Source organism: Sphingobium sp. BYY-5 (genome assembly GCF_022758885.1).
Classification (GTDB): domain Bacteria; phylum Pseudomonadota; class Alphaproteobacteria; order Sphingomonadales; family Sphingomonadaceae; genus Sphingobium.
The window spans coordinates 2,331,722-2,354,700 of the sequence record NZ_JALEBH010000001.1; the positions used below are offsets into that span (position 1 = coordinate 2,331,722).

Annotated in this window: 23 protein-coding genes; 13 read left to right on the forward strand and 10 right to left on the reverse strand. The window is 65.1% G+C overall.

Features of this window, described 5'->3' with window-relative positions; translation table 11 throughout:
- Positions 1–54: 54 nt before the first annotated feature.
- A complete protein-coding gene (locus MOK15_RS11180; protein ID WP_242931681.1) occupies positions 55–483 on the reverse strand; it encodes a VOC family protein in 429 nt (142 codons plus the stop codon).
- A gap of 69 nt (positions 484–552) precedes the next feature.
- Here MOK15_RS11180 and hisN point away from each other — a divergent pair, with 69 nt between their 5' ends.
- A complete protein-coding gene (gene hisN / locus MOK15_RS11185) occupies positions 553–1,371 on the forward strand; it encodes a histidinol-phosphatase (protein WP_242931682.1) in 819 nt (272 codons plus the stop codon).
- A 46-nt stretch (positions 1,372–1,417) separates the two neighbouring features.
- Here hisN and MOK15_RS11190 read toward each other — a convergent pair whose 3' ends face one another.
- Positions 1,418–1,954, reverse strand: coding sequence for an O-acetyl-ADP-ribose deacetylase (locus MOK15_RS11190; RefSeq protein ID WP_242931683.1), 537 nt, complete (start codon positions 1,952–1,954; stop codon positions 1,418–1,420).
- Between the two features lie 4 nt (positions 1,955–1,958).
- Positions 1,959–2,372, reverse strand: coding sequence for a VOC family protein (locus tag MOK15_RS11195; protein WP_242931684.1), 414 nt, complete (start codon positions 2,370–2,372; stop codon positions 1,959–1,961).
- Positions 2,373–2,641: 269 nt separating this feature from the next.
- On the opposite strand from MOK15_RS11195, the gene rpmI reads away from it, so the two are divergent.
- The 6 genes from rpmI (at position 2,642) to pheT (ending at position 7,977) form a co-directional block, all read left to right on the forward strand.
- Entirely contained in the window at positions 2,642–2,845 is a 204-nt protein-coding gene (rpmI, locus tag MOK15_RS11200) for a 50S ribosomal protein L35 (RefSeq protein WP_056690492.1), read from the forward strand.
- A gap of 13 nt (positions 2,846–2,858) precedes the next feature.
- Complete coding sequence (gene rplT / locus MOK15_RS11205; RefSeq protein WP_242931685.1) at positions 2,859–3,221, forward strand: 50S ribosomal protein L20; 363 nt, start codon at positions 2,859–2,861, stop codon at positions 3,219–3,221.
- 198 nt (positions 3,222–3,419) lie between these two features.
- Positions 3,420–4,037 carry a LysE family translocator gene (locus MOK15_RS11210; RefSeq protein ID WP_242931686.1) on the forward strand — a complete coding sequence of 206 codons (618 nt, stop codon included), beginning with the start codon at positions 3,420–3,422 and terminating at the stop codon, positions 4,035–4,037.
- 51 nt (positions 4,038–4,088) lie between these two features.
- Positions 4,089–4,415, forward strand: coding sequence for a GIY-YIG nuclease family protein (locus MOK15_RS11215; RefSeq protein ID WP_242931687.1), 327 nt, complete (start codon positions 4,089–4,091; stop codon positions 4,413–4,415).
- A 56-nt stretch (positions 4,416–4,471) separates the two neighbouring features.
- The gene (gene pheS, locus MOK15_RS11220) at positions 4,472–5,563 is read left to right on the forward strand and encodes a phenylalanine--tRNA ligase subunit alpha (protein ID WP_242931688.1); all 1,092 of its coding nucleotides are present in this window, start codon (positions 4,472–4,474) and stop codon (positions 5,561–5,563) included.
- Complete coding sequence (gene pheT, locus MOK15_RS11225; protein ID WP_242931689.1) at positions 5,560–7,977, forward strand: phenylalanine--tRNA ligase subunit beta; 2,418 nt, start codon at positions 5,560–5,562, stop codon at positions 7,975–7,977. Before pheS ends, pheT begins: the two co-directional genes overlap by 4 nt.
- A gap of 119 nt (positions 7,978–8,096) precedes the next feature.
- Here the strand turns inward: pheT and MOK15_RS11230 are convergent, their stop codons facing one another.
- Positions 8,097–8,627: a hypothetical protein gene (locus MOK15_RS11230; RefSeq protein ID WP_242931690.1), complete on the reverse strand. Its 531-nt coding sequence runs from the start codon at positions 8,625–8,627 to the stop codon at positions 8,097–8,099.
- 157 nt (positions 8,628–8,784) lie between these two features.
- On the opposite strand from MOK15_RS11230, the gene MOK15_RS11235 reads away from it, so the two are divergent.
- On the forward strand, positions 8,785–9,669 hold the full coding sequence (locus MOK15_RS11235) for an aldose 1-epimerase family protein (RefSeq protein WP_242931691.1): 885 nt from the start codon (positions 8,785–8,787) through the stop codon (positions 9,667–9,669).
- Between the two features lie 144 nt (positions 9,670–9,813).
- Positions 9,814–11,391 carry a peptide chain release factor 3 gene (locus MOK15_RS11240; protein WP_242931692.1) on the forward strand — a complete coding sequence of 526 codons (1,578 nt, stop codon included), beginning with the start codon at positions 9,814–9,816 and terminating at the stop codon, positions 11,389–11,391.
- 123 nt (positions 11,392–11,514) lie between these two features.
- Here the strand turns inward: MOK15_RS11240 and MOK15_RS11245 are convergent, their stop codons facing one another.
- A complete protein-coding gene (locus tag MOK15_RS11245) occupies positions 11,515–12,765 on the reverse strand; it encodes an MFS transporter (RefSeq protein WP_242932724.1) in 1,251 nt (416 codons plus the stop codon).
- Between the two features lie 97 nt (positions 12,766–12,862).
- Positions 12,863–15,220, reverse strand: coding sequence for a TonB-dependent receptor (locus tag MOK15_RS11250; protein WP_242931693.1), 2,358 nt, complete (start codon positions 15,218–15,220; stop codon positions 12,863–12,865).
- Positions 15,221–15,378: 158 nt separating this feature from the next.
- Between MOK15_RS11250 and MOK15_RS11255 the strand changes: the two genes are divergently transcribed.
- Positions 15,379–16,005, forward strand: a complete 627-nt coding sequence (locus MOK15_RS11255) for a TetR/AcrR family transcriptional regulator (RefSeq protein WP_242931694.1) — start codon at positions 15,379–15,381, stop codon at positions 16,003–16,005.
- A gap of 11 nt (positions 16,006–16,016) precedes the next feature.
- On the opposite strand, the gene MOK15_RS11260 is transcribed toward MOK15_RS11255, so the two are convergent.
- The 3 genes from MOK15_RS11260 to MOK15_RS11270 form a co-directional block, all read right to left on the reverse strand.
- Positions 16,017–16,703, reverse strand: coding sequence for a pentapeptide repeat-containing protein (locus MOK15_RS11260; protein WP_242931695.1), 687 nt, complete (start codon positions 16,701–16,703; stop codon positions 16,017–16,019).
- A 64-nt stretch (positions 16,704–16,767) separates the two neighbouring features.
- A complete protein-coding gene (gene metW / locus MOK15_RS11265) occupies positions 16,768–17,361 on the reverse strand; it encodes a methionine biosynthesis protein MetW (protein ID WP_242931696.1) in 594 nt (197 codons plus the stop codon).
- On the reverse strand, positions 17,358–18,494 hold the full coding sequence (locus tag MOK15_RS11270) for a homoserine O-acetyltransferase (protein ID WP_242931697.1): 1,137 nt from the start codon (positions 18,492–18,494) through the stop codon (positions 17,358–17,360). Before MOK15_RS11270 ends, metW begins: the two co-directional genes overlap by 4 nt.
- A 103-nt stretch (positions 18,495–18,597) precedes the next feature.
- On the opposite strand from MOK15_RS11270, the gene MOK15_RS11275 reads away from it, so the two are divergent.
- Positions 18,598–19,548: a 2-hydroxyacid dehydrogenase gene (locus MOK15_RS11275; RefSeq protein WP_242931698.1), complete on the forward strand. Its 951-nt coding sequence runs from the start codon at positions 18,598–18,600 to the stop codon at positions 19,546–19,548.
- 370 nt (positions 19,549–19,918) lie between these two features.
- Here MOK15_RS11275 and MOK15_RS11280 read toward each other — a convergent pair whose 3' ends face one another.
- Positions 19,919–20,398, reverse strand: a complete 480-nt coding sequence (locus MOK15_RS11280; RefSeq protein ID WP_242931699.1) for a hypothetical protein — start codon at positions 20,396–20,398, stop codon at positions 19,919–19,921.
- Between the two features lie 572 nt (positions 20,399–20,970).
- Here MOK15_RS11280 and hisC point away from each other — a divergent pair.
- Together hisC and MOK15_RS11290 are read left to right on the forward strand one after the other, a co-directional pair.
- Complete coding sequence (gene hisC, locus MOK15_RS11285; RefSeq protein WP_242931700.1) at positions 20,971–22,068, forward strand: histidinol-phosphate transaminase; 1,098 nt, start codon at positions 20,971–20,973, stop codon at positions 22,066–22,068.
- Between the two features lie 4 nt (positions 22,069–22,072).
- A complete protein-coding gene (locus MOK15_RS11290) occupies positions 22,073–22,978 on the forward strand; it encodes a prephenate/arogenate dehydrogenase family protein (protein ID WP_242931701.1) in 906 nt (301 codons plus the stop codon).
- Position 22,979 lies beyond the last annotated feature (1 nt).

The window sequence follows — 22,979 nt, forward strand, 5'->3', positions numbered from 1 at the left end:
TTTCTGCCACAGCATAGGCCCGCCGCAGCATAAGAGGGCGGGGTTGCCGAAGGCTTAAGCCGGCCCTGCCCAGGGATCGTAGCTGCCGAAACTCCAGACATTGCCCTCCGGATCGAGCGCGGTGTAGCCGCGGCCGGGATAGCCGTCATTGTCCTTCGGCTCCTGCACCACCACCGCGCCTTCGTTGCGGGCGTGGAGGCAATGGGCGTCGGGATCGGGCACCACGATATAGAGGCAGCCGGTGACGCCGCCCAGGTCGCGCGCGGTGGACCAGGTGTAGAGCGATTCGCCCTCCACATCCTTGACGCTGCCCAGCATCACCATGCCATTTCCCAGCACCAGTTGGGCATGATGGATGATGGTCGGGTCCTGATCGTCCGGATAGACGGCGTGCCGGTCAAAACCGAAGGCGTCGCACAGGAAGGTGATGGCAGCGGGCGCGTTGGCGTAGCGCAGGCATGGAATGACAGGCGAACCGGACATAGTTCCTCTCCTTCTCACATCTGCCGTTCAGTCTAGCGCAGCGGCGCCCTAACCGCTAGGCGAAGGGACATGACCACCCGCGACGACCTGACCCTTGCCAACCGCCTTGCCGACGCCGCCGGCGCGGCCATCCGTCCCTTTTTCCGCGCTCGTTACGATCTGGAGATCAAGGCGGATAAGTCCCCCGTAACGGAGGCCGACCGCGCCGCCGAAGCCGCGATCCGCGCGATCCTGGAGAAGGAGCGTCCTGGCGACGGCATCATCGGCGAGGAATATGGGTCAGTGCGGGAGGATGCGGAGCGGGTGTGGATTCTCGATCCGATCGACGGGACGCGCAGCTTCATCGCGGGGCGGCCGATCTTCGGCACGCTGATCGCGCTGACGCAAGGCGGCTGGCCGACCATCGGCATCATCGACCAGCCGATCGCGCAGGAACGCTGGGCGGGCATGGCCGGGCAGCCGACGACCTTCAACGGCCAGCCGGTCCGCACCCGCGCGTGCAAGGCGCTGGAAGGCGCAGGCATCGCCACGACCAGCCCGCACCTCTTCGACGATGGTGACGTGCCCCATTATATGGCGCTGGTTGCCGCCGTCTCCGGCGGGGCGCCGCGCCAGGGGCCGGTCTATGGCGGGGACTGTTATAATTACGGACTGCTGGCGTCCGGCTTCCTCGACATCGTCGTCGAATCGGGCCTGAAAAGCTATGACTTCGCCGCGCTGGTGCCGGTGGTAGAGGGCGCGGGCGGCCTGATGTGCGACTGGAATGGCGAACCGTTGACGGCGGAGAGCGAAGGCCATGTGCTGGCGCTGGGCGATCCGGCGCGGCTGGAGGATGTGCTGGAGGCGCTGCACGACGCCGGGCATGACCACGACCACAGTCATCATTGATTCATTCTGACGTCATCCCCGCGGAAGCGGGAATGACGAGACTATTTTATGAGTCTGAAGTTTCATCCCTGACGGCGGCGTCGAACAGCGCGGTGGTTGCTTCGTCGAAACAGACGAAGCGGATCTGGTCGAAGGCTTCGGGATCGCGGCGCAGCGCGGACGCCACGGCGGCGGCGGCGATGCGCGCCGCCTGATCCTTCGGGAAACCATAGACGCCGGTCGAGATCGCCGGGAAAGCGATGCTGCGCAGCCCATGATGCCGCGCCAGGGCCAACGAATGGGCATAGCAGCTTGCCAGCAGGTCGCGCTCGCCCCGGCTGCCGCCGCTCCAGACCGGCCCGACCGTGTGGATGACATAGCGGGCGGGCAGGCCATAGCCGCGCGTGATCCGCGCCTCGCCCGTCGGGCATCCGCCGATGGCGCGACATTCGGCCAGCAGTTCAGGCCCGGCGACGCGATGGATCGCCCCATCGACGCCGCCCCCGCCGAGCAGGCTGTTGTTGGCGGCATTGACGATGGCGTCGGTGGCGCAGCGAGTGATGTCGCCAGTCACGACATCCCATCGGGTCGCGCCGACGATCATCCGCTTACGCCTTTACCGGGCCACCGATCGACCAGACATGGCCGAACGGATCGATCAACTGGCCGTAGCGCGCGCCCCAGAACTGGTTGTCGATCGGGAAACGGACGCTGGCGCCGGCTTCCAGGGCGCGGTTCCACCAGCGATCGGCGTCGTCCACTTCCAGATGGAGCGTGACGCTGGCCGGCGGCGGCGCGGGATTGCCGTCGGCCATCTCATGGAAATGGTCGTTCAGCATCAGCGGGCCGTCATTGACGATGAGGTGCGCGTGCATGATGCGGGCGCCGTCATCGGCCAGATGGCGCGTCTGCTCGGTCGCGCCGAAGGCCGCCTTGTAGAAGCCGATCGCATCGGCCGCCTTGCCGTCGGCGATAGTCAAATGCGCGGTGACGCCCGGCATGACGAAGGGTGTCTCGCTCATGATCCTCTCCTTCTCGAGTCGTTGATGGCCAAAGATAGACCCTGCCCGTGACGATCAGAAGAGACTGGCAGAAGAGACTGGCAGAAGAGACTGGCAGAAGAGACTGGCAGAAGGGGCCGGACGCGCCGCACCGGGATTTCCGCTCCGAATCGCTTGCTTTTGCGAGCGCGCCCGACTATGCGCGCCCTTCGCGATATTCGGAAGAACCGCCCGGCTAACTAGGGCTGCCGTGGCCGTTCGTAATCGTCGCGCTCAAAAAGGAGACGAAAATGCCCAAGATGAAGACCAAGAGCGGTGTGAAGAAGCGCTTCAAGTTCACCGCCACCGGCAAGGTCAAGCACGGCGTCGCTGGCAAGCGTCACCGCCTGATCTCGCATAACGCCAAATATATTCGCCAGAACCGCGGCACGTCCGTCCTGTCGGATTCGGATGTTGCCCATGTGCGCCTCTGGGCGCCCTACGGCCTGAAGTAAGGAGTAGAGGCACATGGCACGCGTCAAACGGGGTGTAACCACCCGCGCCAAGCATAAGCGGATTCTGGATCAGGCGAAGGGCTATTATGGCCGTCGCAAGAATACGATCCGTATCGCCCGCCAGGCCGTCGAAAAGGCCGGCCAGTACGCTTACCGCGACCGTAAGGTCAAGAAGCGCACTTTCCGTGGCCTGTGGATCCAGCGCATCAACGCCGGCGTCCGCGCCGAAGGCCTGACCTATTCGCAGTTCATGCACGGCCTGAAGCTGGCCGGCGTGGAGCTGGACCGCAAGGTTCTGGCCGACATCGCGATGCACGAAGGCGAGGCGTTTAGCGCCATCATCGCCCAGGCGAAGGCTGCGCTGCCCGCAGCCTGAACCAGTCGATCGCAAGATCGTCAAAGGGGCGCCGGGGCAGATGCTTCCGGCGCCCTTTTTGTTTTCCGACTACCCCAATCCCCGTTCGGGCTGAGCTTGTCGAAGCCCTGCACTTTCTTGAAGAGAGGAGCGGCCCTTCGACAGGCTCAGGGCGAACGGATTTCATAATGAGCCTGCGGCCTTGAGGAGACCAATCCCATGTCGCTGCATCTCTGGTGGTTGTACGTTACGGCGGTTTTCCTGATCTCGGCCACGCCGGGTCCGAACATGCTGCATGTGATGACGCAGAGCATCGCCCATGGCCCGCGCAAGGCGCTGGCCACGATGGCGGGCTTGATGAGCGCGGTGCTGCTGTGCCTGATAGCGTCGGCGCTGGGCCTTGGCGCGCTGCTGAAGGCGTCGCCGGGGCTGTTCGACATATTGCGCTATGCCGGCGTCGTCTATCTGGTCTGGCTGGGCGTCAAGGCGTGGCGCGCGCCGGTCGGCGGCAGCGCGAACAGCGCCACCAACGCCCGCTCGCCCCGCGTGCTTTATGGGACCGGCCTGCTGACCGGCCTCGCCAATCCCAAGCTCATCATCTTCGCGGCGGCGCTCTTCCCCCAGTTCATCGACCTCAATCGCCCCTTCTGGCTGCAACTGGGCATCCTGATCGTCAGCTTCGTGGCGATCGAGAGCTTCTGGTATTCGGTCTATGCGCTGGGCGGCCTGCGCCTCGCCCGCTGGCTGGAACCGATCAACCGGCAGAAGCTGTTCAATCGCGGCACCGGGCTGCTGTTCATCGGCTTTGGCGGGGCGCTGCTGGGAGCACGGGCGTAACCCCAAGTCCGTCATCCCCGCGAAAGCGGGGACCCATCTCCGGGGATGTGAATGAAGCGCGAGATCAGCCCAACCGTCTATATCCTTGCCAGCCGACGCAACGGCACGCTCTACACTGGCGTCACGGCTGACCTGATAAAGCGGCTATACGAGCACCGAAACGGCTTGATCGAAGGCTTCACCAAAGACTACGGCGTCAGGCGCCTGGTCTGGTTCGAACCGCATGACAGCATGGACAGCGCCATCCTGCGAGAGAAACGGATCAAGGAATGGAACAGGCAGTGGAAGATTGAGCTGATCGAAGCCGGCAATCCCGATTGGGACGATCTGGCACTAGGCTTTGGCTTTGAGCCTTTGTCCTCTTTACGTGGCGATTGACCGACAGGTCGGAAGATGGGTTCCCGCTTTCGCGGGAATGACGAAGGTTTGAAAAGATGACTGAGATTGCCAATCTGAAAGCCGGCCTGATCGCCGACATCGCCGCCGCCGGCACGCTCGACGCGCTGGAAGGCCTGCGCGTGGGCGCCTTGGGGAAGAGCGGCGTCGTGACCGGCCTGCTCAAGACGCTGGGCGCGATGTCGCCTGAAGAGCGGCTGGCGAAAGGCCCGCCGATCCAGGATTTGCGCGAAGCCGTCACCGCCGCGATCGCGGACAGGAAGGCCGCACTGGAGCAGGCCGCGCTCGACGCCCGCCTCGCGTCGGAAAAGATCGACATGACCCTGCCCGCCGATCTCGGTGCGCAAGGGTCCGTCCATGCCGTCAGCCAGGTGATGGACGAGCTGGCGGAAATCTTCGCGGACCTGGGCTTCTCGGTCGCCACCGGTCCGGAGATCGAGGACGACTGGCATAATTTCACCGCGCTCAACATCCCCGAAACGCACCCGGCGCGCGCCATGCACGACACCTTCTACTTCCCGGACGAGGACGGGCAAAAGAAGATGCTGCTGCGCACCCATACCTCACCGGTGCAGATCCGCACGATGATGACGACGCCCCCGCCGATCCGCATCATCGCGCCCGGCCGCGTCTATCGCAGCGACAGCGACGCGACGCACACGCCGATGTTCCATCAGATCGAGGGGCTGGTGATCGACAAGGGGATCACGCTCGGCCACCTCAAATGGACGCTGGAAACCTTCCTCAAGGCCTTTTTCGAGCGCGAGGATATCGTCCTGCGCCTGCGCCCCAGTTACTTCCCCTTCACCGAACCCTCAGTCGAGGTCGATGTCGGCTATACCCTGACCAATGGCCAGCGCGTGATCGGCGGCGACGGCGATGCGCCCGACGGCGGCTGGCTGGAAGTGCTGGGCAGCGGCATGGTCAACAGGCGGGTGATCGAGGCGTGCGGCCTGGACCCCGACGAGTGGCAGGGCTTCGCCTTCGGCACCGGGGTCGATCGCCTCGCCATGCTCAAATATGGAATGAACGACTTGCGCGCTTTCTTCGACGGCGACCTGCGCTGGCTCAAACACTATGGCTTCTCAGGCCTCGACGTCCCCACGCTGAGCGGAGGAGTGGGCGCATGAAGTTCACCCTCTCCTGGCTCAAGACGCATCTCAACACCGATGCTGACCTTGCGACGATCCTCAAGACGCTGAACGCCATCGGGCTGGAGGTCGAGGGTGTCGAGAATCCGGCGGAGAAGCTGGGCGCGTTCAAGATCGCGAAGGTGCTGACCGCCGAGCGTCATCCGCAGGCCGACAAGTTGCAGGTGCTGACCGTCGATCATGGCGACGGTACGCCTCTTCAGGTCGTCTGCGGCGCGCCCAATGCACGTGCCGGGCTGATCGGCGTGTTCGGGGTCGAGGGCGCGGTGGTGCCGGTCAATGGCATGGTCCTGAAGAAGACCGCGATCCGTGGCGTCGAATCCAACGGCATGATGTGCTCCACGCGCGAGCTGGAACTGGGCGAGGATCATGACGGCATCATCGAGCTTCCCGCCGACGCGCCGGTGGGACAGGTCTATGCGCAATGGGCGGGTCTCGACGATCCGGTCATCGACGTGTCGATCACCCCCAACCGTCAGGATTGCATGGGCGTGCGCGGCATCGCCCGCGATCTGGCGGCGGCGGGCCTGGGCACACTCAACGCCATCATCGTGCCGACCATCGAAGGCGCGGGTCCGGGACCAGACGTGCGTACGGACGACACGGACGGCTGCCCCGCCTTCTTCGCGCGCACCGTGCGCGGCGTCACCAATGGCGCGTCGCCCGAATGGATGAGCAAGCGCCTGAAGGCGATCGGGCAGAAGCCGATCAGCACCCTGGTCGACATCACCAACTATATCATGATCGACCTCGGCCGCCCGCTCCACGTCTATGACATGGCGCCCCTCAAAGGGGGTCTCGTCGCGCGCAAAGGCAAGCCGGGCGAAGAGGTGCTGGCGCTCAACGGCAAGAGCTACACCGTCGACGAGACGATGACCGTCATCGCCGATGATGAGGCTGTGCATGATATCGGCGGCATCATGGGCGGCGAACATTCGGGCGCGCAGGACGGCACGACCGACGTGCTGATCGAATGCGCCTATTTCACGCCGGAGCGGATCGCCGTGACCGGACAGAAACTCGCCCTCACCAGCGACGCGCGCGGCCGGTTCGAGCGCGGAGTCGATCCCGCTTTCCTGGATGACGGCCTGTCGATCGCGACCAGCCTGGTCGTCAGCCTGTGCGGCGGCACGCCCAGCGAAGCGACCCGCGCCGGCACCCCGCCCGCGACACAGAAGACCGTCCTCTATACGCCCGACCAGTGCCTGGCGCTGGCCGGGGTGGACGTGCCCGCCGACGAACAGAAAAGCATCCTGCAAAGCCTGGGCTTCGGGGTCGAGGGCGACGCATCCTATGTCGACTATCAGGACGGCGTGCCCGTCACCATGCCCGAACGCTGGACGATCAGTGTCCCGACCTGGCGCCGCGACGTCGATAGCTGGCCCGATATCGTCGAGGAAGTGGTGCGCATCGTCGGCCTCGACCAGGTGCCTTCCACCCCGTTGCCGCGCGTGCCGGGCGTCGCCCGCCCGACCGCCACGCCGGAACAACTGGTGGAACGCCGCGTGCGCCGCACCGCCGCCGCGCGGGGCCTGGCGGAAGCGATCAACTGGTCCTTCATCTCGGACAAGGAAGCCGCCGCCGTGGGCGGGGGCGACTGGACGCTGGCCAATCCGATTTCCGAAGACCTCAAGGTCATGCGGCCCTCGCTGCTGCCCGGCCTGCTGTCGGCGACCAAGCGCAATATCGATCGCAGCGCCACGAGCGTCCGCCTGTTCGAACTGGGCCGCCGCTATTTCAAACAGGGCGAGCGCGCGACCGTCGGCTTCGTGCTGGCGGGCGAAAAGACCGCGCGCGGCTGGCAGTCGGGCAAGGCACAGTCGTTCGAGGCCTTTGACGCCAAGGCGGAAGTGATCGCCCTGCTCGCCGCCGCCGGTGCGCCGGTCGGCAATCTCCAGAGCTTCGGCGAAGCTTCGGCCGCCTATCATCCCGGCCAGTCGGGCACGCTGCGCCTCGGCCCCAAGGTGGCGCTCGCCGAATATGGCGTGCTGCACCCCAGCCTCGCCAAGCAGTTCGGCCTGACCGGCACCGTCGTCGCGGGCGAGATTTTCCTCGACGTCATCCCGGCCAAGCGCAAGTCGGGCTTCATGCGCGCGCCCTATGCGCCGCCCGCCTTGCAGGCGGTGAAGCGCGACTTCGCCTTCCTGGTGCCGAAGGCTGTCGAGGCCGATGCGCTCGTGCGCGCGGTCAGGGGCGCGGACAAGAAGAGCATCGTCGACGCCCGCTTGTTCGACGTCTTCGTCGGACCGGGCGTGGACGACGGCAGCAAGTCGCTCGCCATCGAGGTCACGCTCCAGCCGGGCGAGAAGAGCTTTTCCCAGGAAGAGCTGGAAGCGATCAGCGCCGCCGTGGTCAAGGCCGCGCAGAAGCTGGGCGGTTCCTTGCGGGGATAATCCACATCGGGACTGGACCCCGGCCTGCGCCGGGGAACAAGGCGTCATGGTATAACCCCCTTCGTTTCGAGCGAAGTCGAGAAACGCATCTCGACACGTGCGAAGCGAACGGACGATAGTTACTTCTTCTCGCCTTCTTGCTTCTCCGCCGCCACCGGCCTGGGCGGCGCGATCGGCGCGATCTTGCAGCCTTTGGCGCTCGCCAGCCCGCGCAGATAGCCGCGCCGCGCGATGCCGGCCGTCACCGCCGCCTGCAACCGGCGCTCGGCCGGCGCCGCGCCGCTGATCTCACGCACCAGGCCGCGGAAGGGGATCACCGAATTGACGATGGTCTTGCCCACCGCCTCGGCGATCTTGCCGGTGCGATTCTCATTGGCTTCCTTGCCGACGGTGAAATCCTCGCCCAGCACGGCGTTCAGTTCGCCCAGCCCGGCATTCAGCCCCTTGCAGGTCCGGCTGGCGGGCGCGGCATAGGGATTTTCCACGGCCTTTAGCAGCACCGGCGGAATCTGGTCCTTGTCGATGCCCACGTCGCGCGCAGGCTGGGTCGCGATCTTGCCGGCCTTGTCCAGCGTCTGGTCCCTGGGCCTGTCCTGCTCCTGTGCCAGCGCCATGGCAGGCAGCAGCAGCGACAGGGTGATGGCGGTCATGATCCGTTGCATTTGCATTCTGATCCTCCTGTCCCCCCAACCTGTGGCGGCATCGATCGGTTCCCCTGCCGAAACGATCACGCTCCTGAAACGATTCCAGGACAAGACTCTTGTCCGACGCAACGCTATGCGAAACCGCACCCCGCAGGAGGCCCCATTGTCCGACACCCGCATCGCCATCGCTTCATCCGCCCTGTCCGCGCAGATCGACCCGCTGGGCGCGGAACTCTGGTCGTTGAAGGACGCGCAGGGGCGCGACCTGATGACCGATGCCGATCCGCGCTGGTGGACCGGCCATGCGCCCCTGCTCTTCCCCTTCGTCGGCCGGTCGCGCGGCGATATCTATCGCTTCGACGGACGCGACTATCCGATGCCGCAGCATGGCTTCGCCCGCCACCATGCATTCGCGCTGGTCGAACGCAGCGACGACAGGGTGCTGTTCCGGCTGGACGCGGATGGCGAGACCCGCGCCGCCTATCCCTTCGACTTCCGGCTCGACATGGGCTTTGCGCTGGAGGAAGCGACGCTGCGGATGACCGCCACCGTGACCAACCGGGGTGAGGCGGACATGCCCTTCTCCTTCGGCTATCATCCCGCCTTCGCCTGGCCCCTACCCTATGGCGGCGCGGCGGAGGCGCATCGCATCGTCTTCGAACAGCCCGAACCCGCCCCGATCCGCAAGGTCGGCAGCGAACCCGGCCTGATCGCGCGCGAGTCCGTTCCCTCCCTGGTCGAGGGCGCTACGCTCGCGCCGACCCATGCCATGTTCGAAGGCGACGCGCTGATCTGGGACGATCTCGCCAGCCGGTCGCTGACCTGGGGCGTACCGGGCAGGCCGCATCTCAAGATCGATTTCCCCGACACGCCCTGGCTCGGCCTGTGGCAGAAGCCGGGCGCCCATTATCTGTGCGTCGAACCCTGGGCCGGCATGGCCGATCCGGTCGGGTTCGAGGGCGATGTCTGGGACAAGCCGGGCATCATGCGGCTGGAACCTGGCGATTCACGATCCTTCCGCATGGACGTGAGCCTCGTGGACGTGTAACGGGCGCACCCAAGGTTCCGTTCGGGCTGAGCGAAGTCGAAGCCCCCCACTGAGCGCAGCGAAGTGCCTCGCCTCCGCTCGGCATGGCCCTTCGACTTCGCTCAGGGCGAACGGGTTTTGTTACTCGCGACCCAGAAAATCATCATGACCATCCCATCCCGCCGCACCTTCGCGATCATTTCCCACCCGGATGCGGGCAAGACCACGCTCACCGAAAAGCTGCTGCTGGAAGGCGGCGCGATCCATCTGGCAGGGGAAGTCAAGGCGCGCGGGCAGAACCGCCGCGCCCGGTCGGACTGGATGAAGATCGAGCAGCAGCGCGGCATTTCCGTCACCTCCTCCGTCATGACGTTCGAACGGACGCGCGATGGGGAGACAATCACCTTCAACCTGCTCGACACGCCGGGGCATGAGGATTTCAGCGAGGATACCTATCGCACCCTGACCGCCGTCGACAGCGCCGTCATGGTGATCGACGCCGCCAAGGGCATCGAGCCGCAGACGCGCAAATTGTTCGAGGTCTGCCGCCTGCGCAACGTCCCCATCATCACCTTCGTCAACAAGGTGGACCGAGAGGGCCGCGAAACCTTCGGCCTGCTGGACGAGGTGGCGGACCAGCTCCAGCTCGACGTCTGTCCGATGAGCTGGCCGGTCGGCATGGGCGGCGAGTTCGAGGGGATTTACGACTTCGCGACCAACCGGCTGATGCAGCCCACGGGGCCATCCAAGGAGTTTGACGGCACCCGCCACCAGTTCACCGGCCTCGATGATCCGAAGCTGGCCGATTTTCTTTCGCCGCAAGGGCTGGCGAAGCTGCGCGAGGAAGCGGAACTTTCCCAGGGCGGCTATGCCCATTTCGACCTCGCCCGCTATCGTCATGGCGACCTGACGCCGGTCTATTTCGGCTCAGCCTTGAAGCTGTTCGGCGTCACCGAACTGATCGACGCGCTCTCCGCCCACGCCCCGCCGCCGCGCGCCCAGCCCGCCGAACCTGCGGCCGTGGAGCCGGAGCAGAGCGAAGTCACTGGCTTCATCTTCAAGGTGCAGGCCAATATGGACCCGATGCACCGCGACCGCATCGCCTTCATGCGGCTGGTGTCGGGCAAGTTCAAACGCGGCATGAAGCTGACGCCGAGCGGATCGGGCAAGCCGCTCGCCGTCCATTCGCCCATCCTTTTCTTCGCGCAGGATCGCGAACTGGCGGACGAGGCCTTCCCCGGCGACATCATCGGCATCCCCAACCATGGCGCGCTGCGCGTGGGCGACACGCTGAGCGAAAAGCCGGGCCTGCGCTTCACCGGCCTGCCCAATTTCGCGCCCGAAATATTGCGCCGCGTGGCGCTGAAAGACCCGACCAAGACCAAGCAGTTGCGCAAGGCGCTGGACGACCTCAGCGAAGAGGGTGTGATCCAGGTCTTCTACCCCGAAATCGGCAGCAACTGGATCGTCGGCGTGGTCGGCCAGCTCCAGCTCGAAGTGCTGATCTCGCGCCTTGAGGCGGAATATAAGGTCGCGGCGGGGCTGGAACAGTCGCCCTTCGACACCGCCCGCTGGATCAGCGGCGACGATGCGGCGGTCAAGGATCTCGTCTCCTATAACGGCGCCAACATGGCCAAGGACCGCGACGGCAACCTCGTCTTCATGGCCAAGAGCACCTGGGACATCGGCTACCAGCAGGAACGCCACCCCAAGGTGAAGTTCAGCGCGACGAAAGAGCGCTAGGACCAGTCATCCTCCCCTGGCAGGGGAGGTGGCTGGCCGCAGGCCAGACGGAGGGGTGTCCCGCTATCGATAGGGTGACACCCCACCACTTCGTGGTCCCCCTCCCCTTACAGGGGAGGATTTTCAGGCCGCCACCCAATCCTTGCGCAACGCCCTGCCCGCCAGCGCCATGAACAGCCCCGCGAGCAGATAGAAGCCAAGCGCCGCAACAATGGCGTAGCGCAGCGCCTCCACCCCATAGGCCGGCGTCAATGCATCGGACAGCGCGCCCACGCTCCACGAGCCAAGCCCCAGCCCGACCAGATTGTTGATGAGCAGGAAGCTCGCCGCCGCGCTCGCGCGCATATGGGCGGGGACGAGATGCTGCACGGCGGTCAGCACCGGGCCGAGCCAGACATAGACCAAAGCCTGCGGGATCAGGAACAGAGCGAAGGCCAGGCCCACGCTGTTCGACAGCACGCCGACCACGAACAGCGGCATCCCCACCACATAGCTGACCGCCGGCACCCAGGCGTAGAAGGCCTTGTCCCGGCCGCCCATCGCATCGCCCAGCCAGCCGCCCAGCAGCACGCCCGCCACCCCGCCGATCAGCAGCAGCGCGCCCAGAAACTGCCCTGCCCCAAGGATGTCGAGGCCGAAGCTGCGCATCAGCAGGCTGGGCAGCCAGAAGGCGACGCCATAGCCGCACATCGAACTGCATGCCGCACCCAGCGCCAGGAACCAGAAACTGCGCTTGGCCGCGAGGATGCCGAACACCGCCGATACCGGCACCGCATCCGCCGCCTGCATCGGCCGCGCAGGCTCCCGCACCACCAGGCGGAAGACGGGGGCGATCAGCAGCCCCATGACGCCAACCGCGATGAAGGCGGTGCGCCACTCGACGGTCTGCGCGATATAGCCGCCCAGCAGCACGCCCCCCGCCGATCCCAAAGGGATGCCGAGCGAATAGATGGACAGCGCCCGCGCCCGCTGATGCGCCGGGAAATAGTCGGAGATCACCGCATAGGAGGGGGCGACGCCGCCCGCCTCCCCCACGCCCACGCCGATGCGGAACAGGAACATCTGCGCGAAACTGCCCGCCATGCCGCAAAGCGCGGTAAAGCCGCTCCAGACGGCGAGGCTGACGGTGATGACCCAGGTCCGGCTGGTCCGGTCGGCCAGCAGCGCCAGCGGGATCGCCAGCGTCGAATAGAGAAGCGCGAAGGCTATGCCGCCCAGTGCGCCAAGCTGCGTATCGGTCAGATGCAACTCCGCCTTGATCGGCCCGGCCAGGATGCCGAGGATCTGCCGGTCGAGGAAATTGAACGTATAGACCAGCAACAGCATCGCCAGCACGACGCCACGATAGGCGGGGGAAGAGGTTCGGTCGGTCATCACGCCTGCTTTATTCCTTGATAGCCGATCATGCCACCCGGCCGTTCCCCGGCGAAGGCCGGGGAACGATCCCTGTCATCGGGCACCGTGAACCGCCCTAAAACTTCACCGTCCCGGTCACGAACACCTGCCGGGGATTGCCGTAAAAGGCAGTCAGCGTGCCTTCGCGGCCCAGCGAGGGGGTCGGGAAACCGGCAGCATTGTTGATGATCGCCCCCGTCACCGGATTGGCCGCGACGAAGGTGTAGCCCGACGTCTTATATTCCTTGTCCAGGATATTCTTGCCATGGACGCCCAGCGTCCAGCGGTCATTGGGCGCGGTATAGACGATGCTCGCGTCCCACAGCGCGTAGCCCTTCTGATCGATATAGGGGTTGGGAATCTCGAACTGATAGGTCTTGGACCGCCAGGACAGGGTGCTGCCGAGATAGACGCTGCCGTCGCCCACCGGCGCGGTGTAGCTCAGCGTCCCGCTGGCGGTCCATTTGGGCGTGTTCTGCACGCGCCGATATTGCGCCACGTCGGTCGGCACGCTGGCGATATTGGCGATATATTCGCGATATTCCGCATCGATATAACCGATCGCGGTCGACAGGTTCAGCCGGTCGCCGCTGGACAGGATATCCCGGCCCAAACGCGCATTGCTTTCAAACTCCAGCCCCTTGAAGCGCGCCTTGCCGGCATTGGACACGATGCCGCAGAAGGAAGGCGTCGCCACGCCGCCGACATTGACGGAGCAGGCGACGGACCCCGGAATCTGCACATCCTTGTAATCGGCATAGAAGCCGGCGACTGCCACAAAGAGCGCGCCGTCCATGAAATTGCCCTTGTAGCCGACCTCATAGCTGTCCACCTGTTCCGGGCGGAAGCTGAGGAAGGACGCGATCTCGCTCTCCTGCCTTATGCCGTCGCCATTCAGGTCCGGCGCGTTGGTGCCCACCCCGCGCGGGTCGAAGCCCCCGCCCTTGAAGCCCTTGGAATAGCTGGCGTAGAGATTATGATCCGGGGTCGGCTTGTAGCTGACCGAGAAGCGCGGCGTGAATTTCTTATATTTGGCCGATCCGCGGAAGTCGGTGCTGGGCGCGCCGAAGGGCAGGCCAGCCCCGCCGAAGATAGGCGATCCGCCACCGACATAGCTTTGCCGCAAAATGTCCGCCCGCCGCTCGTCCCACGTATAGCGGCCGCCCGCCGACACGCTGAACCGGTCGCTGAAATCATAGGTGAAGTCGCCGAAGACCGCATAGGTTTCAGTGTCGACATTGGCCTGGGTGAAGGCGGTCAATCCCGCTACGGTCGTGAAGATGCGCGTATCGAACGAGGTGTCGGCGCTGGCGTCCAGATAATAGAAGCCGACCATGCCCTTGAGCGGTCCGGCGTCGAGCAATAGCTGGAATTCCTGGCTGAGCTGTTCGTTGAAATAATAGGCCGGCACATCGACATCGACGGCAGGCAAGGCATCGAAGTCGATCGGCGACGCGCTGTCATCCTTGCGCCAGGCGCTGATCGACCGCAGCGTCACCGCGTCGCTCAATTCCGCCGTGACGTTCATCGAAAGCCCGTAGGATTTCACATATTGCTTCGGGTCGATAAGACCGCCGCGCGTGTCGAACACATTGTCCAGCACCGGCGCGCCCGACAATTGGCCGGGGATCAGGCGATGGCCGCCGCGCGGATTGCTGTTGTCCTTGGTATAGTCGCCGGTGATGCGCATCAACACCGGCTGGCCATAGCCGCCCATTTCGAACGTGGCGCGCCCGGCCCAGATATCCTTGTTGTAATTCTCCTCCCCGGTGGTGAGGTTCTTGCCGAAGCCGCCGCGCGACAGGCGAGCGAAGGCGCCACCGACGCGGATCAGGTCGCCGATCGGGGCCGAAGCCGTGATGATGCCGTCAGCCTGGTCATAGGTGCCATAGGTGCCCTTGATCTTCAGCGAGAAGTCCTGCGGCAGCATCCTGGTCACATATTTGACCGCGCCGCCGATGGTGTTGCGGCCATAGAGCGTCCCCTGCGGCCCGCGCAAAATCTCGATCCGCTCGACATCGTAAATGTCCAGGATCGCGCCCTGCGGCCGGTTCAGATAGACATCGTCCAGATAGATGCCGACGCCCTGTTCGAAACCCGACACCGGGTCCTGCTGGCCGACGCCGCGGATGAAAGCGGTCAGCGTCGAATTGGTGCCGCGCGACGCCTCCAGCGTGGTGTTGGGGGTTACATTGGCCAGATCGGTGATGTCGATCGCGCCGCCCCGCTCCAGCGCTTCGCCGGAAAAGGCGCTGACCGCGATCGGCACGCTGACCAGTGTCTCCTCGCGCCGGCGGGCGGTGACGACGATCGCGGCCTCGTCGTCCGACGCGGCCTGCGGCGCGCCTTGCTGCGCCAGCGCGGGAAGGACGGTCGCCCCGCCCCAGGCGGCGGAGGCAAGGGCAAGAGCGCGAATGGTCTGATGAGCCTTCATCGGGTCGATCCTCTCCTGAAAACGGCGCCCGGTCTGCCGGATCGCTTGCGTTGCCTGATTCGATAATGAAAGTTGAACCATCTTTCAACTTGAAATAAGAGGCAGGTGACGGAACCCTATCGTTGCGGCAAAAACAACACAGGATGGCAGGAGTAGAGATGACCGACGAAGGCAAGGCGTTGGAGGGCGCGAAGGACGACAAGACCCCGCGCACCCCCAGGGGCGAACGCACCCGCCGCGCATTGCTGTCGGCGGCGGCGGCGGAGTTTGGCGAGAAGGGATTCCACGACGGGTCGATCAGCGGCATTACCCGCCGCGCCGGCTGCGCGCTGGGCAGTTTCTACACCTATTTCGATACCAAGGACGACATCTTCCGCGCGCTCGTCGCCGACATGTCGGGCCAGGTGCGCGACTATGTGGGACCGCGCATCGCGCAGGCGCGCGACGGCATCGACGCCGAACGCATCGGCCTGCTCAGCTTCCTGGAGTTCGCCCGCACGCACAAGGAAATCTACCGCATCATCGACGAAGCCGAGTTCGTCGATCAGGCCGCCTACCGCGCCCATTATGAAAATACGGCGACCCGCATGGCCGCGCGCCTGGCGAAGGCGGCGGAGCATGGCGACATGCGCGCGGACGTGGAGGAAGTCCATGCCTGGGCGATCATGGGCATGAACGTCTTCCTGGGCCTGCGCTACGGCGTCTGGGACGACAGCCGCCCGGCCGAGGAGATAGCGGCGATCGCCAACGCGCTGATCGAACGGGGGATCGGGAAGCGGGGATAGGGTCCGCCCCCTTATCGGACGTTCAGGCCCAGCTCGCCAAGCAATTGTCCGGCCTGATTGCGCGAAATGGTCGCGCCCCTGAACAGCCCCGCATCGACCAGTCGCAGGCCGCCCAGATCCGCATTGCGCAAATCCGCGCCCTCGAACCGCGATCCGGCCACATTGGCATCACGCAGGCTGCAATCATCCAGGATCGTGTGCCGGAAATCGCATTTGCGCAGATCGGCCTGCGAGAAATCGACCTTGCTCACCGCCTGTTTGAGGAAGGAAAAGCCGACAAGTTTGGCGTTGATAAGCAGGCTCTCCTCGAACCGCAGGTCCAGCGCCCTGGCGTCGGTGAAATCGGCGCCCGTCAATTTCGATCCCGCAAATGCGGCGGAGGTCAGGACCGTCCGGCGAAAGCTGGCATTGTTGAAATCGCTGCTCACGAATCGCGCTTCGCTCGCGTCGGCCCCGGTGAAATTCGCAAAGGCGCCCCGGCAGGACTTCCAGACGCTTTCCGAAAGCCTTGCCCCGCTCAGGTCGCTCTTGCGAAGATTGCACCGTTCAAAGACCCATCCCGTCAGGTCCAGGCCGGACAAATCCGCTTCCTCAAAATCGCAGTCGACCAGCCGGTGCGAGGCGCCGGACAGCCCTTCAACATCGGCACGCGACAGCGTTTTGCCTTCGACCGCACGTTCGGAAAACAGATCGTCCATTCCCGGCTGGTAGCGCATGTTCGGGGACCGGGCCAGCGCCGCCGATCGGGAAGGGAAGCCGGCTCTATTTCCGCAGCAGGAACACCGCATGTTCGGCGAACAGGTTCGCGTTGGCGTGGGTGGTTTCCCGGTCGCCCTTCAGGAACCATTGGCCCTCGATATGCCAGCCGCGTTCCTTCACCAGCGCGCGGAAATCGTCGACCGTGACATGGTGGATGTTGAGCGTGTCGTACCAGGTGTCGGGCAACAGCCGCGTCACCGGCATCCGCCCGCCCAGCATCAGGGACAACCGCCCGCGCCAATGCGCGAAATTGGGGAAGGAGACGAAGGCCTGCCGCCCGATGCGCAGCAATTCCTCCATCACCTGGTCGGGCCGGCGCGTGGTCTGCAGCGTCTGGCTGAGGATCGCATAGTCGAAGCTGGCGTCGGGATAATAGCTGAGGTCGGTGTCGGCATCACCCTGCACGATGGACAGGCCGCGCCCGACGGCGGCGGCCACGTTGGACCCGTCAATCTCCAGCCCGCGCGCATCGACCTGCTTGGCGTCGCGCAATGCCGCCATCAGCGCGCCGTCGCCGCAACCCACGTCCAGCACGCGCGCGCCCTGCCGCACCGTGCGTGCGATCAGGGCCAGGTCCGGCCGCAACGCCTCTCTCATGCCCGGCCGCCCCGCAGGAAGCCGTCCACCACCCGGTTGAGTTCGGGGCATTCGAGCAGGAAGGCGTCATGGCCGAAGGGGCTGGACAATTCGACGAAGCTCGCCTGCGCGCCGCTGGCGTTCAGCGCATGGACGATCACCCGCGATTCCGCCGTGGGATAGAGCCAGTCCGTATCGAAGCTCACCAGGCAGAAGCGCGCGCTGGTCGGGGCGAAGGCCTTGGCCAGCAATCCGCCATGATCCTCGGCAATGTCGTAATAGTCCATGGCGCGGGTGATATAGAGATAGGAGTTGGCGTCGAACCGCTCGACAAAGCTCAACCCCTGGTGGCGCAGATAGCTCTCCACCTGGAAATCAGCGTCGAAGCCGAAGGTCTTGGCGTCACGCCCCTGCAACCGCCGCCCGAATTTCTCGGTCAGCCCCGCTTCGGACAGATAGGTGATGTGCGCCGCCATGCGCGCCACCGCCAGCCCCGCGCTCGGCACCTGCCCATCGGCATAATAATCGCCGCCGCGCCAGTTGGGATCGGCCATGATCGCCTGCCGCCCGACCTCGTGGAAGGCGATATTCTGCGCGCTGTGCCGCGCCGTAGAAGCGATGACGATGCAGCTTTCGACCCGATCGGGGAACAGCGTCGGCCAGGTCAGCGCCTGCATCCCGCCCATCGACCCGCCGATGACGGCGCTCAACCGGTCCACGCCCAGATGGTCGAGCAACAGCGCCTGCGCCCGCACCATGTCGGCGATGGTGAGGACCGGGAAGCGCATGGCGTGCGGCTCTCCGGTGGCGGGATCGATGCTCGCCGGGCCGGAAGAGCCCATGCAGCTCCCGATGACATTGGAGCAGATGATGAAATGCCGCGCCGGATCGACCGGCTTGCCCTCGCCCACCAGCCGCCACCACCAGCCGGGCTTGCCGGTGACGGGATGGTCCGACGCGACATATTGGTCGCCGGTCAGCGCATGGCAGATCAGGATGACATTGGATTTGTCCGCATTCATCGCGCCATAGGTTTCATAGGCGATGTCGACCGACGCCAGGCTGGCGCCGCTGGACAGGCGCAGCGGGCTGGCGAGGCGGGCCTGACGGCGCAGGCCGAAACGGCTGTCTTCGCTGATGGGGACGCTGGCCATGATCGAGTGGGGCTAGGACCATGGCCCCTCCCTGTCAATCTGGCCCCGGCAATCTGGCCCCTTCAATCTGGCACAGTGGCGACAAAGCCCCTAGAGGAACCGCATGACCGATGCCCAACGCCCCCCGATCGTCGCCTATGGCCCGCTCTACCCCTATCTGACGCAACAACTGGAGCGGCGTTTCACCGTCCATGCCGTGGCGGCCGACGCCGACCTGGCCGCCCTGCCGCCGCCGGTGCGGGAAGCACGGGCGTTGGTGAGCTTCGGATCGGTGGGCGCATCGGCGGCGGCCATGGACGCGCTGCCCAGGCTGGAGATGATCGGGCTGTTCTCGGTCGGCTATGACAAGGTCGATGTCGACCATGCCCGCGCGAACGGCATTCGCGTCACCAACACGCCCGACGTACTGACCGACGATGTCGCCGACCTCGCCGTCGGCCTGCTCTACGCCACGATACGCAACATCGCCGCCAACGACCGGATGGTGCGATCGGGCGCCTGGGCGCGGGGCGGGAAGCCACCCCTGTCCGGCCGGGTCACGGGATCGCGCATCGGCATATTGGGGCTGGGCCGTATCGGCCGGGCGATCGCGAAGCGGCTGGAGCCGGTGGCGGGCGAAATCCTCTACCACAACCGGCGGGAGGCGGTGGACACGCCCTATCGCTATGTCGCCGACCCGATCGACTTCGCGCGGGCCAGCGACGTCCTGATCGTCGCCACATCGGGCGGGCCGGAAGCCGCAAAGCTGGTCGATACGGCGATGCTCGACGCGCTGGGGCCGGAGGGGGTGATCGTCAACATCAGCCGGGGCGGCGTGATCGACGAAGAGGCGATGGTGGCGGCGCTGGCGGACAAGCGCATCGCCGGCGCGGGGCTGGACGTATTCGCCCACGAACCGCATGTGCCGGAAGCGCTGCTCACCATGGACCATGTCGTGCTGCAACCCCATCAGGGCAGCGCCACGGTCCACACCCGCAAGGCCATGGCCGACCTGGTCCTCGCCAATCTGGACGCATGGTTTGCGGGCGAGAAGCTGCTGACGCCGGTGGTGTAGGGCGTGGGCAGGTAAATACCGGGTTGTATTGATTGGAACCATGCCGATCCGTTCCCCGACGCAGGCCGGGGTCCAGCTCCAGCGTCAGAACTGGACCCCGGCCTGCGCCGGGGAACAAGCAACCGAAGTTGATGAGTCATTCTCTACGCAGCTCGGTATAAGTCGCATCACAGAAGAGGGGGGCGGCAGGCCTGCGAGAGCATAAGCTAAACGGCTGTGACTGACCGATTGTTGCCATTTTTCCCACGTCATGCCGAGTTTAACCCGGCATCCCACTTCTTTCTCAAGCAAAAGCGGGACCCCGGATCAAGCCTGTCCTGAGCCTGTCGAAGGGTCCGGGGTGACGGTCGTATAAATGGCTGAAGTGTCGTTATCGAAACCGTAATTGCTTCAAATGATCTAACGTCCAGCCGTTCAATTCCATCATTCCTTCAAGGTAACTGGCGAACTGTTCAACGTCGGTGAAAAATTGCGACTCCCGTATCCGTGGCGAACTGGATCCACGTTTGAAAGCGGCGTCGCTCCAATTGGTCACGAACGCAACTGCGTGAGCATCGGATAACAGGAACGCTGCCAACGCCCGCGCCATGATGTGTTGCACAGCGGGCGGGTATCGCTTGAAGATTGCTTCAGAGCACAGCCGGGCATATTCACGGCATGACAGGAGTGCGTGGGCTTGGCTGTGACGCAACTCTCCGAAGTCAGTTTGGTAAAACAGTTTCACGGATTCGGCTTGGCGTTCGGTCGCTGGCATTTCACATGTTGCGTCGGGCAGTGTGAAATTTAGGTGCATACCGAAGTCGTGGCGTTCTGGACTGCCCACGGGCAGGGCGATTTCGCTCCAATCCATTATTGCAACTTTCGTCGTTGGAGGGCCGCAGCGTCCGTCGCTGACGGCTTGAACCATTCGCCGTTAGTGCGCCGGTTATCGTTCCATGCGGCCGAACCCGCCGATATGAACAAATTATACATGCATCCTTGCTCCCATTTTCATGGCCTAACCTACGTGAACAAGGGCAGCAACCGTGCTGTATGCCTATAACCTACCCGCGCCTGCCACCCTTAGCTATCCATCCGCACATCCCCCTTCCAATGTAGGATTTCCTCTGGTTTATCCTGTCGGATGGAACAGCCTTCTCCCGCTCCCGCCATCCCCCTCTCCCCCAGCCGCGCGTCCGCCCAACTGTCGCGCAGGTGGCGCGTGCGTGGCGCGCTACTGGCGCGTCGGTGTCGCCCATTCGTCGCGCTGCTGGCGCGTCGCGGTAGCGTTCCTGGCGCGTCCCCGGCGCATTCCTGTCCCGATTTCCGCGAATCGCGCCAAAAAATTTCCCGGAACGGTGTGAACTTCTGGCTGTGACCTTCGCGAAACCCGGTCGGTCTGGTGCTTTGCCTTTGGCGCGGAAGCCGCTAAAGCCCGCGTCCATGACAAAACCTGCTCCCAAGGACTGGATCCTCGGCATTTCGCCTTATGTGCCGGGCAAGTCGGCGGCCGACGATGGCCGTCCTCTCATCAAGCTCAGCGCCAACGAAAATCCGCTCGGCACCGGCGCAGCCGCCCGCGCGGCGCTAGTCGCGGCCACCGCCGACCTCGCCACCTATCCCGATCCGGGCGCGGCGAAGCTGCGCGAAGCGATCGGCGCGGCGCACGGGCTGGACCCGGCGCGGATCATCTACGGCACCGGGTCGGACGAACTGCTGCACATCGCCGCCAGCGCCTATGCCGGGCCGGGCGATGAGGTGCTCTTCGTCCGCTACGGCTTTTCGGTCTACGACATCGCCGCGCGGCGCGTGGGCGCAACGCCGGTGGAAGCACCGGACAAGGATTATGCGACCGATGTGGACGCGCTGCTGGCGGCGGTGACGGAGCGGACCAAGGTCGTTTTCCTCGCCAACCCCAACAACCCGACCGGCACCATGACCAGCCGTGAAGAGATTGCCCGGCTCCACGCGGGGCTGCGCCCCGACATATTGTTCGTGCTGGATCAGGCCTATGCCGAATATCTAGATGCAGACGAGGATGATGGTGGGCTGGAACTGGCGAAGACCGCCGCCAACATCTTCGTCACGCGCACCTTCTCGAAAATCTACGGGCTGGCCGCCGAACGGATCGGCTGGGGCTATGCCTGTCAGGATGTGATCGACATCCTGCACCGCATCCGCGCGCCGTTCAATGTGACGACGGCGGGCCAGGCGGCGGCGATAGCGGCGATCGGCGACACCGCCTGGGTCGAACAGAGCCGGACGCACAATGCCCGCTGGCGCGAATGGCTGGCGGGGGAGATCGCCTCGCTCTCCAATTACGGCCTGCGCGTGGTGCCCAGCAAGACCAACTTCCTGCTGATCCTGTTCGACGGCAAGCTGACTGCGGAGGCCGCGATGAAAGGGCTGTGGGACGAAGGCTATGCCACGCGCTGGCTGCCGGGGCAGGGCCTGCCCAACGGCCTGCGCATCACCATCGGCACCAAGGCGCAGACCCGCGCGGTCGCGAACAAGCTGCGCGCCATGGCGGAGGCGGCCTGAACCGATGCTGCCTTTCGCCCGCATCACCATCATCGGCCTGGGGCTGATCGGTTCCTCGCTCGCCCGCGCGATCCGGGCGGAGATGCCGACCGTGCGCGTGACCGGCCATGATGCCGATCCGGCGGTGCGGGACATCGCCCGGCGCATCGACCTGTGCGACGATGTGACCGACACGGCGGGCACATCCGTCACGGACGCCGATCTGGTGATATTGTGCGTGCCCGTGCGCGCCATGGGCGCGGCGGCAGCGGAGATTGCCGACGACCTGCCGGCCGACGCCATCGTCAGCGATGTCGGATCGTGCAAGGTGGATGTGCTGGCGCAGCTCAACGCCGCCCTGCCGGGGCGGACGATCATCCCGGCCCATCCGGTGGCGGGGACGGAGAATAGCGGGCCGGAAGCAGGCTTTGCCACCCTGTTCAAGGGCCGCTGGTCGATCGTCACCCCGCCCGCCGACGCCGATCCGGTCGCCGTCGAGCGGGTCGCCGAACTGTGGCGGCGCGTGGGCGCCAATGTCGAGATGATGGACCCGGCGCATCACGACCTGGTGCTGGCGGTGACGAGCCATCTGCCGCACCTCATCGCCTACACCATCGTCGGCACGGCCAGCGATCTGGAGAATGTGACCCAGTCCGAAGTCATCAAATATTCGGCGGGCGGCTTTCGCGACTTTACCCGCATCGCCGCGTCGGACCCGACCATGTGGCGCGATGTGTTCCTGGCGAACAAGGATGCGGTGCTGGAAATGCTCCAGCGCTTTTCGGAAGATCTGTCCGCGCTCCAGCGGGCGATCCGCTGGAATGACGGCGACGCTTTGTTCAACCTCTTCACCCGCACCCGCGCGATCCGCCGGTCGATCATCGAACAGGGGCAGGACGACGCCAAGCCGGACTTCGGCCGGTCGCACTGAG